This is a genomic window from Brevundimonas nasdae (assembly GCF_019395145.1).
GTDB classification, from domain to species: domain Bacteria; phylum Pseudomonadota; class Alphaproteobacteria; order Caulobacterales; family Caulobacteraceae; genus Brevundimonas; species Brevundimonas nasdae.
The window spans coordinates 1,018,461-1,031,486 of sequence record NZ_CP080034.1 but is presented as its reverse complement, the minus strand read 5'-3'; the positions used below and the strand labels follow the sequence as shown (position 1 = coordinate 1,031,486).

The window sequence follows — 13,026 nt, the reverse complement described above, 5'->3', positions numbered from 1 at the left end:
CGGGCGCATGTCTGACACCCTCGATCTGGGCGCCCTGCAAAACCTGCTGGAGCGCGTGCGTGACCTGAAGATCGCCTGCGTCGGCGATCTGATGCTGGATCGGTATGTCTATGGCGAGGTCAGCCGCATTTCGCCTGAGGCGCCGATCCCGGTCCTGCGCGCGCGTCGCACGACCGCCATGCCGGGCGGCGTGGGCAATGTCGCCCGCAACGTGGCCGCTCTGGGCGGTCTGGCTCAGCTGGGCGCGGTCGCAGGCGATGACGCCGCGGGCGCCGAACTGCGGGACCTGATCGCGGCAGAGGATCGGATCGCCGACTTCATCAGCCGACCGCCTGGCGCCGCCACCATCGTCAAGACGCGCTTTGTCGCGGCAGGCCAGCAGCTTCTGCGTCTCGATGACGACGCGGCGCCCGTGTCGATTTCTGATTCAAGCGCGTTTTCAGAAGCTTCGGCTATTCTTTTATCTGATTACGCCAAGGGCGTTGTCAGCGACGACCTGATCCGGGCCGCACTTGCCGCCGCCCAGTCCAACGGCGCGCCGGTCATCGTGGACCCCAAGGGCCGCGACTTCGCCCGCTATGGCGCGGTCGATGTGATCAAGCCCAACGCCTCCGAGCTGGCCGGGGCCACCGGCCTGCCGGTCGAAACCGATGCAGAGATCGAGGCGGCGCTGGCCGCCCTGTTGGCCCAGACCACGGCGCGCGCCATCATCGTCACCCGCGCCGGCAAGGGCATGAGCCTGGCTCGTCGCGACGGGCCAGTTCAGCATTTCCCCGGTCGTGCGCGGGAAGTCTTCGACGTGTCAGGGGCAGGCGACACGGTTCTGGCGTCGCTGGGGCTGGCGCTGGGCGCTGGCGTCTCCCTGGAGACGGCGGTTCAGTTCGCCATTCTGGCTTCCGGCGTCGTGGTGGGCAAATCAGGCACCGCTGTCGTCACCCCGACCGAACTGATCGACGCGGAGCTGAGCCAGCACGCTGTCGCGGCCCAGGCCAAGGTCACGCCGCTGGACGAACTGGCCGCCGAGGTCGAGGCCTGGCGCCGTCAGGGCCTGAAGGTCGGCTTCACCAACGGCTGTTTCGACATCCTGCACCGCGGCCACGTCGCCTATCTGGCTCAGGCGCGCAGTTGGTGCGACAGACTGGTCGTGGCGCTGAACACCGACGCCTCGGTCAAGGCGCTGAAGGGCGAGGGCAGGCCGGTCAATGATCTGGACAGTCGCGCCGTGGTGATCGGGGCCTTAAGCAGCGTGGATCGGGTGACCAGTTTCGGCGACCCGACCCCCATCGCCCTGATCGAACGGCTGCGGCCTGATGTGCTGATCAAGGGGTCGGACTATACACGCGAGGGCGTCGTCGGCGGCGATCTGGTGGAAAGCTGGGGCGGCGTCGTCCGTCTGGCGGATTTCAAGGACGGGTTCTCCACCACCCGCACAATCGAAAAAATGACTGGCTCGGCACAATGACGCCCAGAATGATCGTGGTGACCGGCGGCGCCGGCTTCATCGGCTCCAACATCGTGGCGCGGCTGACGGCTGAGACGGCCTATGACGTCGTGGTCTGCGACCGGCTGGAAACGGCCGATCTGGCCAAGTGGAAGAATCTGGCCAAACACCCCATCGCGGACTTCTGGTCGCCGGAAGAGCTGTTCGAACAACTGGAGCGTCACGCCGAACGCATCGAGGCCGTGGTCCATATGGGCGCCATTTCCTCAACGACCGAGCCGGACGCCGATCTGATCCTGCGCACCAACTTCACCCTGTCGCGCGACCTGTGGGACTGGTGCACGATCCGCGATGCCCGTCTGATCTACGCCTCGTCGGCGGCGACCTACGGCGATGGCGCAACAGGTTTCGATGACGACGACGACGCTGAGTCCTTGTCCAAACTTCGCCCGCTAAACGCCTATGGGTACTCAAAAATGCTGTTCGATCAGCACGCCGTACGCCAGGCGAATCGCGGACAGGCGCCGCGTCAGTGGGCGGGTCTGAAGTTCTTCAACGTCTATGGCCCCAACGAAGGCCACAAGGGAACGATGAAGTCGGTCGTGGCCCAGATCTGGCCTAAGGTGGCGGCGGGCGAGACTGTCAGTCTGTTCAAGTCGCACAACCCCAACTACGCCGACGGCGGTCAACTGCGCGACTTCGTCTATGTCGATGACGCGGTCGACATCATCGAGTTCCTGCTGCAGTCACCTGAGGTTTCGGGCGTCTTCAACGTCGGTTCGGGACAGGCGCGTTCGTTCGAGGATCTGGCGCGCGCCACCTTTGCTGCGGCGGGCAAGGACGCCTCCATCGCCTATGTCGACATGCCCGAGGTGATCCGCGACCGGTATCAGTATTTCACTCAGGCCCGCATGGACCGCATCCGCGCCGCCGGTTTCGAAGGCCAGGCCACACCGCTGGAAGAGGGCGTGCGTCGCTACGTTCAGGACTTCCTGGCCACATCGGACCCGTATCGCTGATGCTGCCCAAGCTGACCTTCCGCCAATGGGTCGGCTATGCGGGTTTCGCCGTGGTGTTCATCCTCACGGCGGCCGTCGCCGTCTGGCGCGGCGACATCCTGCGCGCAGGACTCGATCCGCAGGTTCCGTTCCAGACCTATGTCCCGCCGCCCGCGCCTGATTACACCACGCGCAAGCCCTGGGCCCTGTACGAGGCGCGCGTCGCCGGGGCGGGCGAGGCAGCGGTCTTCTTCGTCCATTCCACCACCTTCGACGGGGGCAGGGAATGGAACGGCCCCATCGGCGACCCCGCTTCCGACGCCTATCTGCGCCGCGTCGTCCTGCCGAACTACGCCGGGCCGTTCGCGCGGGCGGGCGCCGTCAGCGCGCCGCTGTACCGGCAGGCCAGCCTCTATTCCCGCCTGACGCTGCGCGATGATGCGCGAGAGGCCCGGGCCTTCGCCTATCAGGATGTTCTGGCCGCCTTCGACAACTGGCTGACCCGCCACCCTGACGGCCCCATCGTGGTGGCGGGTGTGGAGCAGGGGGCTGAACTGCTGGACCGGCTGCTGCGTGAACGGATTTCACCAGATCCGGCGGTCCGTGACCGTCTCGTCGCCGCCTATCTGATGGACGTGATCATCGCCGCAGATCGCGTGCCGGCGAACATCCCCGCCTGCACCACGCGCCGGGAGTTGCACTGCATCGTCGCCTGGTCCCAGGTCGGCGACAATGACGATTCAGCCGGTCGCAGGCGTTTCCGTCGGGCCCTGATCTGGGACGACAAGGGGCGGTTGGTCGAGTTGAACGGTCGCGCAGGCCTGTGCGTCAACCCCATCACCGGCACGACAGACGTGGCCCCGGTTCCGGAACGGATGCATCGCGGCGCCACCAATGCGACGGGCCTGGAATGGGGCGCGCGGCCCGCCTTGATGACGCGTGAAGTGAAGACCCAGTGCCGCGAGGGATTGCTGCGTCACAGTTGGCCGAACCTGGAGTCTTTCCGCGATGGAGGCAGTTGGTCGGACAGGAGAAAAGCCAGACCATACAATCTGTTCTACGGCGACCTTGAAGCTGACATTGCGGACCGGCTCACCACCTATAGGCTTGAATCGGTGAAGCCTTGAGCGAGGCCCGTTCAGTTTAGGTAGCGCCGTGCGATGGAGATGCGTAACCTTGCGTCAAAGGGAGTTTCCATATGGACGTAGCCACCATTTTCGCCGGGGTCGTGCTTCTGCTCGCGATCGCGCTGTTGTTCAGCGTAATCAAGATTGTACCGCAAGGACGTGAGTTCACGGTTGAGCGTTTCGGCAAATACACCAAGACCCTTAGCCCCGGCATCGGCTTCCTGACGCCCTTCGTGGAACGCGTCGGTCGTCGCATGAACATGATGGAGCAGGTGCTGGACGTCCCGACGCAGGAGGTCATCACCAAGGACAACGCCATGGTGAAGGTCGACGGCATCGTCTTCATTCAGGTGATGGATTCGGCGCGCGCCGCCTATCGCGTCGACGACCTGCCCTACGCCATCTCGCAGCTTTGCATGACCAACCTGCGGACCGTCGTCGGCTCGATGGAGCTGGACGAGGTGCTGAGCCAGCGCGACAGCATCAACACCCGCCTGCTGCACGTCATCGACGCGGCGACTGAGCCCTGGGGCGTCAAGGTCAACCGCATCGAAATCAAGGACCTGACCCCGCCGACCGACATCACCAACGCCATGGCCCGTCAGATGAAGGCCGAGCGTGAACGCCGCGCCGTCATCACCGAGGCTGACGGCGAAAAGTCCGCCGCCATCGCCCGCGCCGAGGGCGCCAAACAGGCCGCCATCCTTCAGGCTGAAGGCCGCAAGGAAGCCGCCTTCCGCGACGCCGAGGCCCGCGAACGTGAAGCCGAGGCCGAGGCCCGCGCCACCGCCATGGTGTCGGAAGCCATCGCGCGCGGTGACGTGAACGCCATCAACTACTTCGTCGCCCAGAAGTATGTCGAAGCCTTCGCCGAGTTGGCGCGCAGCCCGCAGCAGCGCACCGTCATCGTGCCCGCCGAAATGGGCGCCCTGGTCGGCACCATCGCCGGCATCGGCCAACTGGTCGGCCTTGCGCAGGACCAGAGCCAGGACAGCGCCCGCGCGCCCCAGCCGCCGCGCCCGTCCGCCCCGCGCCGCCCAGCGGGCGGCAGCGTTCCGCCTTCGGCCTGACAGGACCTCTGAGCCATGACCGCCGTCCTCAATCTGTACGCCGCCCAGCCTTTCTGGATCTGGCTGGCTATCGGCGTTCTGTTGCTGGCCATCGAATCGATGGCCTCGACGGAATGGCTGCTGTGGCCCGCCGTTGCGGCAGGCGTCGTGGCGGTGCTGACGGCGGTCGGGCTTCACCTGGGACTGCCCGGCGAGGTCGCAGTCTTCGCATTGCTGACCGTGATCGCCACTGTCCTGTCGCGTCGTCTGGTGTCCAAGGCCAACCCCAGCGGCCCGGACATCAACGACCGTGACAGCCGCCTGATCGGCCAGCACGCCCGGGTCGTCCAGCCCTTCGTCGACGGCCGCGGCCGGGTCTTCATCTCGGGCGCCGAGTGGCCTGCGGAGATCGAGGGAGAAGGACCTGAAACCGGCGCCGATGTTCTGGTCCACGGCGTCAGCGGTTCGCTGCTGAAGGTCACCGCCTCGCACTAGGCGGCATTCGCGGCAACCTTCGCGGTAAATGGGCGTTGGGCGTTGATGTCAGACGCCCAGACCGCTCCAACGCCCGCCTTTCAGGATGGCTTGCCGGTCCCTCGACGATATTGGGCCATTGTCTCCATCGGCCTTGGCATCACCCTGGCCGTGCTGGACGGGGCCATCGCCAATGTAGCGCTTCCGTCCATCGCCCACGATCTTCAGGCGTCCGAGGCGGCGTCGATCTGGATCGTCAACGCCTATCAGATCGCCATTGTCGTCTCGCTGCTGCCCCTGGCCTCGCTGGGCGAGATCGTCGGCTATCGCCGGGTGTCGCAGGCGGGGCTGGCGGTTTTCACACTGGCCTCCATCGCCTGCACCCTGTCTGATTCCATCGTCACCTTGAGCCTGGCGCGGGTGCTGCAGGGCTTCGGCGCTGCGGGCATCATGAGCGTGAACGGCGCGCTGGTGCGCTTCACCTATCCGCAGAAATTCCTGGGACGCGCGGTCGGCATCAATGCGGTGATCGTCTCCATCGCCGCCGCCGCCGGGCCGACCATAGCCAGCGCGATCCTGGCGGTCGGCGAGTGGCGCTGGCTGTTCGCCCTGAACATCCCCATCGGCCTGCTGGCCGTGTCGATGGCCGGGTTCACACTGCCGCACAATCCGCTGCAGAAGCGCAAGCTGAACTGGACCGGCGCCGCACTCAGCGCCGCCGCCTTCGGCCTGCTGATCACCGGCCTGCAGTCACTGGCGCACGGCGAGGCCGCCATACTGGGCTTTGGCATGACGGGCGCGGGGCTGGCCGCCGCCGTGCTGCTGTTCCGACACGAGAAACCGCGCGCCGCGCCCCTGATTCCCCTGGACCTGCTGGCGCGGCCGATGTTCGCCCTGTCGGTCGGGACCTCCATCATCTCCTTCACCGCCCAGATGATGGCCTTCGTGGCCTTGCCCTTTTTCCTGCAAGGTTCGCTGCATCTCAGCGCGGTTGAGACGGGCCTATTGATGACGCCCTGGCCGCTGGCCACCATGTTCGCCGCTCCATTCGCCGGATGGCTTTCTGACCGTTACTCGGCGGGGGTCCTGGGGGCGATCGGTTTGACCGTCTTCGCCTGCGGTCTGATGGCGCTCAGCTTCCTCGACGCCGATGCGACCAAGTTCGACATCATCTGGCGCATGGCCGTCTGCGGTGCGGGCTTCGGCTTCTTCCAGTCGCCAAACAACCGCGCCATGCTGTCCGAAGCCCCGCGTGAGCGGGCAGGGGCGGCGGGCGGCAGTCTGGGCACAGCCCGCGTCCTGGGCCAGTCGATGGGCGCGGTGGTCGTCGCCTTCCTGCTGTCATCTGCGCCTGTCGCGGGCGTTCGTCACGGCTTCCAGATCGCGGCCGTCGCCGCCCTTTTCGGCGCCGTCATGAGCGGATCGCGCGTGCGTCGCCGCAAGGCCGAGCCGGAGAAAGAAATCGAAGCCGTCTAGCGCCGCTTCAACTCGGCGACGCCCCGATTCGCCAACTGGTCGGCCCGCTCGTTCAGTTCGTGCCCCGCGTGACCCTTCACCCAGCGCCATTTGACGTCGTGGCGCAGGCGGGCCGCGTCCAGGCGCTGCCACAGGTCGGCGTTCTTGACCGGCTTCTTGTCGGCGGTCAGCCAGCCGCGCGCCTTCCAGCCGCGCATCCACTCGGTGATTCCCTGCATCACATATTTGCTGTCGGTGTGAAGCTCGACCTTGCAGGGCCGTTTCAGCGCTTCCAGCGCCATGATCGCGGCCATCAACTCCATGCGATTGTTGGTCGTATTGGCTTCGCCGCCCCACAATTCCTTCTCGTGACCGCCGCCGGCCTGAAGCACGGCGCCCCAGCCGCCAGGGCCAGGATTGCCCTTGCAGGCGCCGTCAGTGTGGATGATTACGTGATCGGAGGGACTCATGGTCGCGCAGACCTACAGCGTCCCTTGGCGCGGGGCCATCACTGCGCCTATATGCACGTCGAAGAATAGTGGATGGGATCGATCATCGGTTCCACGCGAGGAGATTACGCCATGGGCTCCATGAGCATCTGGCATTGGGCCATCGTCATCGTCGTTGTCGCGCTGCTGTTCGGCGGCCGCGGCAAGCTTTCGGGCATCATGGGCGACGCCGCCAAGGGCATCCGCGCCTTCAAGGACGGCCTCAAAGACGAAGACAAGAAGGACGGCCCCAGCGAGGGGGTCAGCTCGCTGCCGCGCACCGAGGCGGAAAAGGAAGAGCTGAAGCGCTAGTCGTCGTCTGTAAGGGCTGACGCATGGGCGGGCTCGCCCCCGGAGTGGGGGGTTTCGAATTAGTGGTGATCGGCATTGTGGCCCTGCTTGTGGTGGGGCCCAAGGATCTGCCTATTCTGATGCGTCGCGTTGGTCAGATGGTTGCGAAAGCGCGCGCCATGGCCAACGAGTTCCGCACCAGTTTCGACGAAATGGCGCGCCAGTCCGAACTGGACGACCTGCGCAAGGAAGTCGAAGCGCTGCGCAGCGGGCAGGGGATGTATCCCCTCGGGGCCGAGGCGGAAGCCGCTTTCAAGGAAATCAACGCAGGACTGGTGACACCGTCCTTGCCTTCGCCAGAGCCGGAGCTTCCGGCCATGCAGCCTGCGCCGGATGAGTGGCCGGACAAGACGCCGGTGCAAGAAACCGTCATCACTGCGCCTAAGGCCAAGGCTGCGCCCAAGAAGGCCGCGCCCAAGACCGTTGCCAAGCCGAAGACGGCGACCGCCGCTAAAGCCAAACCCAAAACTGCTTCCAAGACTGCGGCCGCCAAGCCCAAGACAGTCCGCAAGAAGGCCGTCGACCTTTGACCACCCCAGACCGTGACGAGGCCGAGATCGAGGCGTCGCGTGCGCCCTTGATGGACCACCTGATTGAGCTGCGTAAGCGGCTGCTGATCTGCGTGATCGCCTTTGCGGTCGGCTTCATCGGCTGTTTCGCCTTTTCTGAACCGATCTATCTGTTCCTGGTCAAGCCGTTCGCCGCGGCTCAGGCCTTCTATTCGTCCGTCGGGCCGCACGGCCATGTCTCGCCGCTGGACCTGATCCTGGGCACGGCGGGGCTGAAGCCCCTGCCTCATGTCGATGGCCATACGGTCAATCTGATCTACACGGCGCCGCTGGAGATCCTGTTCACCAAGATGAAGCTGGCTGGTTTCGGCGCTGTCTTCGTGGCCTTCCCGGTCCTGGCCTGGCAGCTCTATCGCTTCGTCGCGCCGGGTCTGTACCGCAATGAGCGCGGCGCCTTCCTGCCGTTCCTGGTCGCTGCGCCCCTGCTGTTCCTGCTGGGCGCGGCCCTGGTCTATTTCGTCATGCTGCCGTTCGTGATGTGGTTCTCGCTGAGCCAGCAGATCATCGGCGATGGGGTGCAGGCCAATCTGCTGCCCAAGGTGTCGGACTATCTGAACCTGGTCACGGCGCTGCTGCTGGCCTTCGGCCTGTGTTTCCAGCTGCCGGTCGTCATGACCCTGCTGGGCATGGCCGGGCTGATCAATTCCAAGCTGATGGCCACGGGCCGCCGCTACGCCATCGTTGCCGTGGTCGTGGTCGCCGCCGTCGTCACCCCGCCGGACCCCATCAGCCAGTTGATGCTCGCCGTGCCGATGGTGCTGCTCTACGAGGTCTCCATCTGGTGCGTCCGTTTGATCGAACTGCGCCGCAAGAAGGCCGACGACCTGGAAGCGGAACTGGCCTGAGCGCGTTAGGCCATCCCCAATGTAGGTGATATCCGCCCGCCTGATCGCATGAGACCTTCCCCAGCTCGGACAACGACGTTCGCACTGGAGGGATGACATGAATATCTTCGCCATCATTGGGGGTGGTCTAGCGCTCGCGCTTCCAGCCAGCGCCATCGCGCAGACGACGCCGACAGCCGGCCCCACACTGGTTCAACTCGCAATCGGCAACACCCTGACCGCTGTCTATCCGGATGGCGGCCCGACAGTGACCTTTGCCTTCAAGCCTGACGGGACCTTTACCGCCGTCTTTCCGGGCGGGGTGCAAGGCCACGGCGACTACGTGGCAGACAGTCGCTATGTCTGCTGGATCGTAAAGGCCCCGCTGGACGAGCCGCCTGGACGGAATGTCCGGTGCGAAGCCAACACTACGGACGGTCACACCATCGGCCAAAGCTGGACCATCACAGATTCCTACGGCGACAAACCCACCCTGACCATTCGCCCGGGCCAGTAGAACCGGCTCAAAGAAAAGGCGCTGACGGGAGACCGTCAGCGCCTCTGTTTTTCAGCGTGATCTGACGATCAGCAGCTGTAGTACATGTCGAATTCGACCGGGTGCGGGTGCAGTTGCAGGCGGGCGACTTCGTGTTGCTTCAGCTCGATGTAGGCGTCGATGAAGTCGTCATCCATCACGCCGCCCTTCTTGAGGAAGGCGCGGTCGGCGTCGAGGCTTTCCAGAGCTTCCTTCAGCGAGCCGCAGACCTCGGGGATCGAGCCGCGCTCTTCCGGCGGCAGGTCGTAGAGGTTCTTGTCGGCGGGTGCGCCCGGATCGATGCGGTTTTCGATCCCGTCCAGACCGGCCATCAGCAGGGCCACGAAGGTCAGATAGGGGTTGCCCATCGGGTCGGGGAAGCGGGCTTCCAGACGCTTGGCCTTGGGCGACGAGACGTGCGGGATGCGGATCGAGGCCGAGCGGTTGCGGGCCGAATAGGCCAGCTTCACCGGAGCTTCATAGCCGGGCACCAGGCGCTTGTAGCTGTTGGTGGTGGAGTTCGAGAAGGCGTTGATGGCCTTGGCGTGCTTGATGATGCCGCCGATGTACCACAGGCATTCCTGGCTCAGGCCGGCGTACTTGTCGCCGGCGAACTGGGGCTTGCCGTCCTTCCAGATCGACATGTGGACGTGCATGCCCGAGCCGTTGTCGCCGAACATGGGCTTGGCCATGAAGGTCGCCGACTTGCCGTAGGCGGCGGCCACATTGTGGATGATGTACTTATAGAGCTGCAGGCGGTCAGCCATGGTCAGCAGGTCCGAGAACTTCAGACCCAGTTCGTGCTGGGCCGGCGCCACTTCGTGGTGGTGCTTCTCGGGCTCCAGGCCCATGTCGCGCATCACGCCCAGCATTTCGCCGCGCAGGTCCTGGCCGCTGTCGACCGGATTGACGGGGAAATAGCCGCCCTTCGTCTGCGGGCGGTGGCCCATATTGCCTTCGGTGTATTCGGCGTTGGTGTTGGCGGGCAGTTCGGTCGAATCATACGAGTACGAGGTGTTGTGCGCCTGGGTCGACCAGCGCACGTCGTCGAACACGAAGAACTCGGCTTCCGGGCCGAAATAGACGATGTCGCCCACGCCCGACGACTGCACATAGGCCAGGGCCTTCTTGGCCATCGAGCGGCTGTCGCGGTTGTACGGCTCGTTAGTGTCCGGGTTCAGCACGTCGCAGAACAGGAACATCGTCGTCTGCTGGTAGAACGGGTCGATGTAGGCCGTGGTCAGGTCCGGCTTCAGCAGCATGTCGGACTCGTTGATGGCCTTCCAGCCCGCGATCGACGAACCGTCGAACATGGTGCCTTCGTTCAGGAAGTCCTCGTCGACCAGATCAATGTCGAAGGTGACGTGCTGCAGGCGGCCTTGGGTGTCGGTGAAGCGAACGTCGACGTATTTGACGTCCTTTTCCTCGATCTCTTTGAGGATCTTGGCGGCGGCGCTCATTCTCGGAAGTCCTATTTTTTTGGTCGTTGGGGAGGAAACCGGTCACCGACCCGAAGGCCGAGGGCCGGGGAGGGTCGTTCAGTTTCAGACGGCTTGAGCGCCGGTCTCGCCGGTGCGGATGCGGATCACATCCGCCACGTCGGACACGAAGATCTTGCCGTCGCCGATCTTGCCTGTGCGCGCCGAGGTCTGGATGGCCTCGACAACGGCAGGCGCGAGGTCGTCAGCGACGACGACCTCGATCTTTATTTTGGGCAGGAAGTCGATGACGTATTCGGCGCCCCGATAGAGCTCCGAATGACCCTTCTGGCGGCCATATCCCTTGGCCTCCAGCACAGTCATGCCTTGCACGCCCACGTCCTGGAGCGCCTCTTTGACGTCATCCAGCTTGAATGGCTTGATGATGGCTTCGATTTTCTTCATGGCGACCCCTGAGCGGCGCACGGAATGCAGCGGCGCTCGGGCTTGAATGGGACACACCAAGGCGACTGAAAGCAAGCGGTTTTCGCAGAAAAGTCACGGATAATCGGAGCCCGGATGATTGAAACCAACGACCCTGCGTTATGGCGCAATTTTCTGCCCTGGCCGGACGCCCAGACGCACAAGCATACGCGGGGCCGATTAGGCGTCGTGTCCGGTCGCGCCAACCAAACAGGCGCCGCACGGCTGGCCGCACGCGCCGGATTGAGGGCAGGGGCTGGACTAGTGCGGATTTTCTGCCCGCCGGACGCCGCTTCGGTCATCGCTCCATCCATACAGGCGGTCATGCTGACGCCCTTCGCCAGCGCAGAATCCCTGGCGCGAGAGGTCGAGGGGATGGACGCCATGATCATCGGCCCCGCCGCCGGTCTGGACGACGCCACCATCGGCAACATCCATGTGCTGGCCCAAAGCGGCGCGGCCCTGGTCATCGACGCCGATGGTCTGACGATCTTCAAAGGCCGGGCCGCCGAACTGTTCGCCATTCTGGACCGTGACGACATCCTGACGCCGCATGAGGGCGAGTTCGAACGCCTGTTTCCCGGCTATCTGGCCAAGGGCCGCGTCGAGGCCGCTCAGGACGCCGCCAGACGCGCCCAGGCCGTGGTCGTGCTCAAGGGCGCCCAGACTGTGATCGCTTCACCTGACGGCCGCGCCCGCATCAACATCAACGACTCGCCGTGGCTGGCGACGGCAGGCAGCGGCGACGTGCTGGCGGGCGTCATCGGCGGACTTCTGGCCCAGCGCATGGACAGTTTCGACGCCGCCTGCGCCGCCGTCTGGATGCACGCCGACGCGGCCAACCGTTTCGGTCCGGGTCTGATCGCCGAAGACCTCTCGGAAATACTGCCTGCGGTGCTGCGCGATCTGTGGTCCGCCGCCGAATGATCGGACTGGAACCCGTGGTCTGACGGCGATATTCTGACAGCCTGTTGATCGTGCGGGGCCGACGTCGTGACCTTCCAAACCTGGTGGCTGTTTGTGGTCGCCGTCTTCCTGCTGTGCGGCACGCCGGGGCCGAACATGCTGCACATCCTGTCGCGCAGCGTGGAGATGGGGCTGAAGCGCAGCTTCTTCGCCATGGCGGGTTGTCTGACGGCGCTGGTTCTGGTGCTGACGGCCTCGGCCGCGGGTCTGACCACGCTGTTGCTGGCGCTGCCGGGCGTATTCGAGGTGCTGCGTTACCTGGGCGTGGCCTATCTGATCTATCTCGGCGTCAAGGCGTGGCGCAGCGACGCCGCGCCCGTCGATGTCGGCGGCGAGGGCGTCCTGAGCCCGCGCCAGTCCGTCGGGCGCCTGTTTCGCGGCGGCTTCACCATCGGCGTCAGCAACCCCAAACTGATCCTCTTCGCCGCAGCCTTCCTGCCGCAGTTCGTTCATGCCGGTGCGCCCAAGGCGCCGCAGTTCGCCATTCTGGTCATCACCTTCGCCCTGGTCGAAGCCTTCTGGTACCTGGCCTACGCCTTCGGCGGCCACTCGTTGTCGCGCTACCTGGCCATTCCCAAACTGCGCCGCATCTTCAACCGCATCGCCGGCGGCATCTTCGTCGCCTTCGGACTGGCCCTGTTGAAGATCAAACCCAGTTGACGCTCACGCCATGAGCGACAGTCTGAACCAGACTGATGAAGCAGAAGCCGCAAAGGCCGATCAGTCAGCAACTGCGTCGCGACGCGTTCTTCGCCTAATATTCATTATGCGAAGGCCGACCAAGTTCATTTCCGTTGCAGCGTGAGCTCAAGCCAGCGACGTGGGTTTGAGCGGGCCGCAAGACAGCC

15 protein-coding genes are annotated in these 13,026 nt (G+C 64.9%); 12 read left to right on the top strand and 3 right to left on the bottom strand.

Annotated features, from left to right (window positions below; genetic code table 11):
- The first annotated feature begins 7 nt into the window (after positions 1–7).
- From rfaE2 to KWG56_RS04990, 6 genes are all read left to right on the top strand, one after another.
- Complete coding sequence (gene rfaE2 / locus KWG56_RS05015; protein WP_219353948.1) at positions 8–1,462, top strand: D-glycero-beta-D-manno-heptose 1-phosphate adenylyltransferase; 1,455 nt, start codon at positions 8–10, stop codon at positions 1,460–1,462.
- A complete protein-coding gene (gene rfaD / locus KWG56_RS05010; protein WP_244999645.1) occupies positions 1,459–2,460 on the top strand; it encodes an ADP-glyceromanno-heptose 6-epimerase in 1,002 nt (333 codons plus the stop codon). Before rfaE2 ends, rfaD begins: the two co-directional genes overlap by 4 nt.
- Positions 2,460–3,566 carry a DUF3089 domain-containing protein gene (locus KWG56_RS05005; protein WP_219353947.1) on the top strand — a complete coding sequence of 369 codons (1,107 nt, stop codon included), beginning with the start codon at positions 2,460–2,462 and terminating at the stop codon, positions 3,564–3,566. Before rfaD ends, KWG56_RS05005 begins: the two co-directional genes overlap by 1 nt.
- A gap of 71 nt (positions 3,567–3,637) precedes the next feature.
- Positions 3,638–4,636, top strand: coding sequence for an SPFH domain-containing protein (locus KWG56_RS05000; protein ID WP_201097362.1), 999 nt, complete (start codon positions 3,638–3,640; stop codon positions 4,634–4,636).
- Between the two features lie 15 nt (positions 4,637–4,651).
- Positions 4,652–5,110: an NfeD family protein gene (locus tag KWG56_RS04995; protein ID WP_201097360.1), complete on the top strand. Its 459-nt coding sequence runs from the start codon at positions 4,652–4,654 to the stop codon at positions 5,108–5,110.
- 45 nt (positions 5,111–5,155) lie between these two features.
- Positions 5,156–6,565 carry an MFS transporter gene (locus tag KWG56_RS04990; protein WP_219353946.1) on the top strand — a complete coding sequence of 470 codons (1,410 nt, stop codon included), beginning with the start codon at positions 5,156–5,158 and terminating at the stop codon, positions 6,563–6,565.
- On the opposite strand, the gene rnhA is transcribed toward KWG56_RS04990, so the two are convergent.
- Positions 6,562–7,014 carry a ribonuclease HI gene (rnhA, locus tag KWG56_RS04985; RefSeq protein ID WP_201097356.1) on the bottom strand — a complete coding sequence of 151 codons (453 nt, stop codon included), beginning with the start codon at positions 7,012–7,014 and terminating at the stop codon, positions 6,562–6,564. The two genes, KWG56_RS04990 and rnhA, sit on opposite strands and share 4 nt — an antisense overlap.
- A 111-nt stretch (positions 7,015–7,125) precedes the next feature.
- Here rnhA and KWG56_RS04980 point away from each other — a divergent pair, with 111 nt between their 5' ends.
- The 4 genes from KWG56_RS04980 to KWG56_RS04965 all read left to right on the top strand — a co-directional run bounded on the left by KWG56_RS04980 (position 7,126) and on the right by KWG56_RS04965 (position 9,293).
- Complete coding sequence (locus KWG56_RS04980; RefSeq protein WP_201097354.1) at positions 7,126–7,344, top strand: twin-arginine translocase TatA/TatE family subunit; 219 nt, start codon at positions 7,126–7,128, stop codon at positions 7,342–7,344.
- A 23-nt stretch (positions 7,345–7,367) separates the two neighbouring features.
- Entirely contained in the window at positions 7,368–7,913 is a 546-nt protein-coding gene (tatB, locus tag KWG56_RS04975; protein ID WP_219353945.1) for a Sec-independent protein translocase protein TatB, read from the top strand.
- Positions 7,910–8,797: a twin-arginine translocase subunit TatC gene (tatC, locus tag KWG56_RS04970; RefSeq protein WP_236261099.1), complete on the top strand. Its 888-nt coding sequence runs from the start codon at positions 7,910–7,912 to the stop codon at positions 8,795–8,797. Before tatB ends, tatC begins: the two co-directional genes overlap by 4 nt.
- Before the next feature lie 97 nt (positions 8,798–8,894).
- A complete protein-coding gene (locus KWG56_RS04965) occupies positions 8,895–9,293 on the top strand; it encodes a hypothetical protein (RefSeq protein WP_219353944.1) in 399 nt (132 codons plus the stop codon).
- A 68-nt stretch (positions 9,294–9,361) separates the two neighbouring features.
- Here the strand turns inward: KWG56_RS04965 and glnA are convergent, their stop codons facing one another.
- Together glnA and KWG56_RS04955 are read right to left on the bottom strand one after the other, a co-directional pair.
- A complete protein-coding gene (gene glnA, locus KWG56_RS04960) occupies positions 9,362–10,771 on the bottom strand; it encodes a type I glutamate--ammonia ligase (protein WP_219353943.1) in 1,410 nt (469 codons plus the stop codon).
- 84 nt (positions 10,772–10,855) lie between these two features.
- Entirely contained in the window at positions 10,856–11,194 is a 339-nt protein-coding gene (locus KWG56_RS04955; RefSeq protein WP_054765773.1) for a P-II family nitrogen regulator, read from the bottom strand.
- A 114-nt stretch (positions 11,195–11,308) separates the two neighbouring features.
- Here KWG56_RS04955 and KWG56_RS04950 point away from each other — a divergent pair, with 114 nt between their 5' ends.
- Both KWG56_RS04950 and KWG56_RS04945 read left to right on the top strand, forming a co-directional pair.
- Complete coding sequence (locus KWG56_RS04950; RefSeq protein ID WP_219353942.1) at positions 11,309–12,139, top strand: NAD(P)H-hydrate dehydratase; 831 nt, start codon at positions 11,309–11,311, stop codon at positions 12,137–12,139.
- A gap of 66 nt (positions 12,140–12,205) precedes the next feature.
- A complete protein-coding gene (locus KWG56_RS04945; protein WP_219353941.1) occupies positions 12,206–12,838 on the top strand; it encodes a LysE family translocator in 633 nt (210 codons plus the stop codon).
- Positions 12,839–13,026 lie beyond the last annotated feature (188 nt).

Coding starts and splice junctions, on each gene's coding strand:
- rfaE2 (WP_219353948.1), top strand. CDS start 8: ATGTCTGACACCCTCGATCTGGGCGCCCTGCAAAACCTGCTGGAGCGC.
- rfaD (WP_244999645.1), top strand. CDS start 1,459: ATGACGCCCAGAATGATCGTGGTGACCGGCGGCGCCGGCTTCATCGGC.
- KWG56_RS05005 (WP_219353947.1), top strand. CDS start 2,460: ATGCTGCCCAAGCTGACCTTCCGCCAATGGGTCGGCTATGCGGGTTTC.
- KWG56_RS05000 (WP_201097362.1), top strand. CDS start 3,638: ATGGACGTAGCCACCATTTTCGCCGGGGTCGTGCTTCTGCTCGCGATC.
- KWG56_RS04995 (WP_201097360.1), top strand. CDS start 4,652: ATGACCGCCGTCCTCAATCTGTACGCCGCCCAGCCTTTCTGGATCTGG.
- KWG56_RS04990 (WP_219353946.1), top strand. CDS start 5,156: ATGTCAGACGCCCAGACCGCTCCAACGCCCGCCTTTCAGGATGGCTTG.
- rnhA (WP_201097356.1), bottom strand. CDS start 7,014: ATGAGTCCCTCCGATCACGTAATCATCCACACTGACGGCGCCTGCAAG.
- KWG56_RS04980 (WP_201097354.1), top strand. CDS start 7,126: ATGGGCTCCATGAGCATCTGGCATTGGGCCATCGTCATCGTCGTTGTC.
- tatB (WP_219353945.1), top strand. CDS start 7,368: ATGGGCGGGCTCGCCCCCGGAGTGGGGGGTTTCGAATTAGTGGTGATC.
- KWG56_RS04965 (WP_219353944.1), top strand. CDS start 8,895: ATGAATATCTTCGCCATCATTGGGGGTGGTCTAGCGCTCGCGCTTCCA.
- glnA (WP_219353943.1), bottom strand. CDS start 10,771: ATGAGCGCCGCCGCCAAGATCCTCAAAGAGATCGAGGAAAAGGACGTC.
- KWG56_RS04955 (WP_054765773.1), bottom strand. CDS start 11,194: ATGAAGAAAATCGAAGCCATCATCAAGCCATTCAAGCTGGATGACGTC.
- KWG56_RS04950 (WP_219353942.1), top strand. CDS start 11,309: ATGATTGAAACCAACGACCCTGCGTTATGGCGCAATTTTCTGCCCTGG.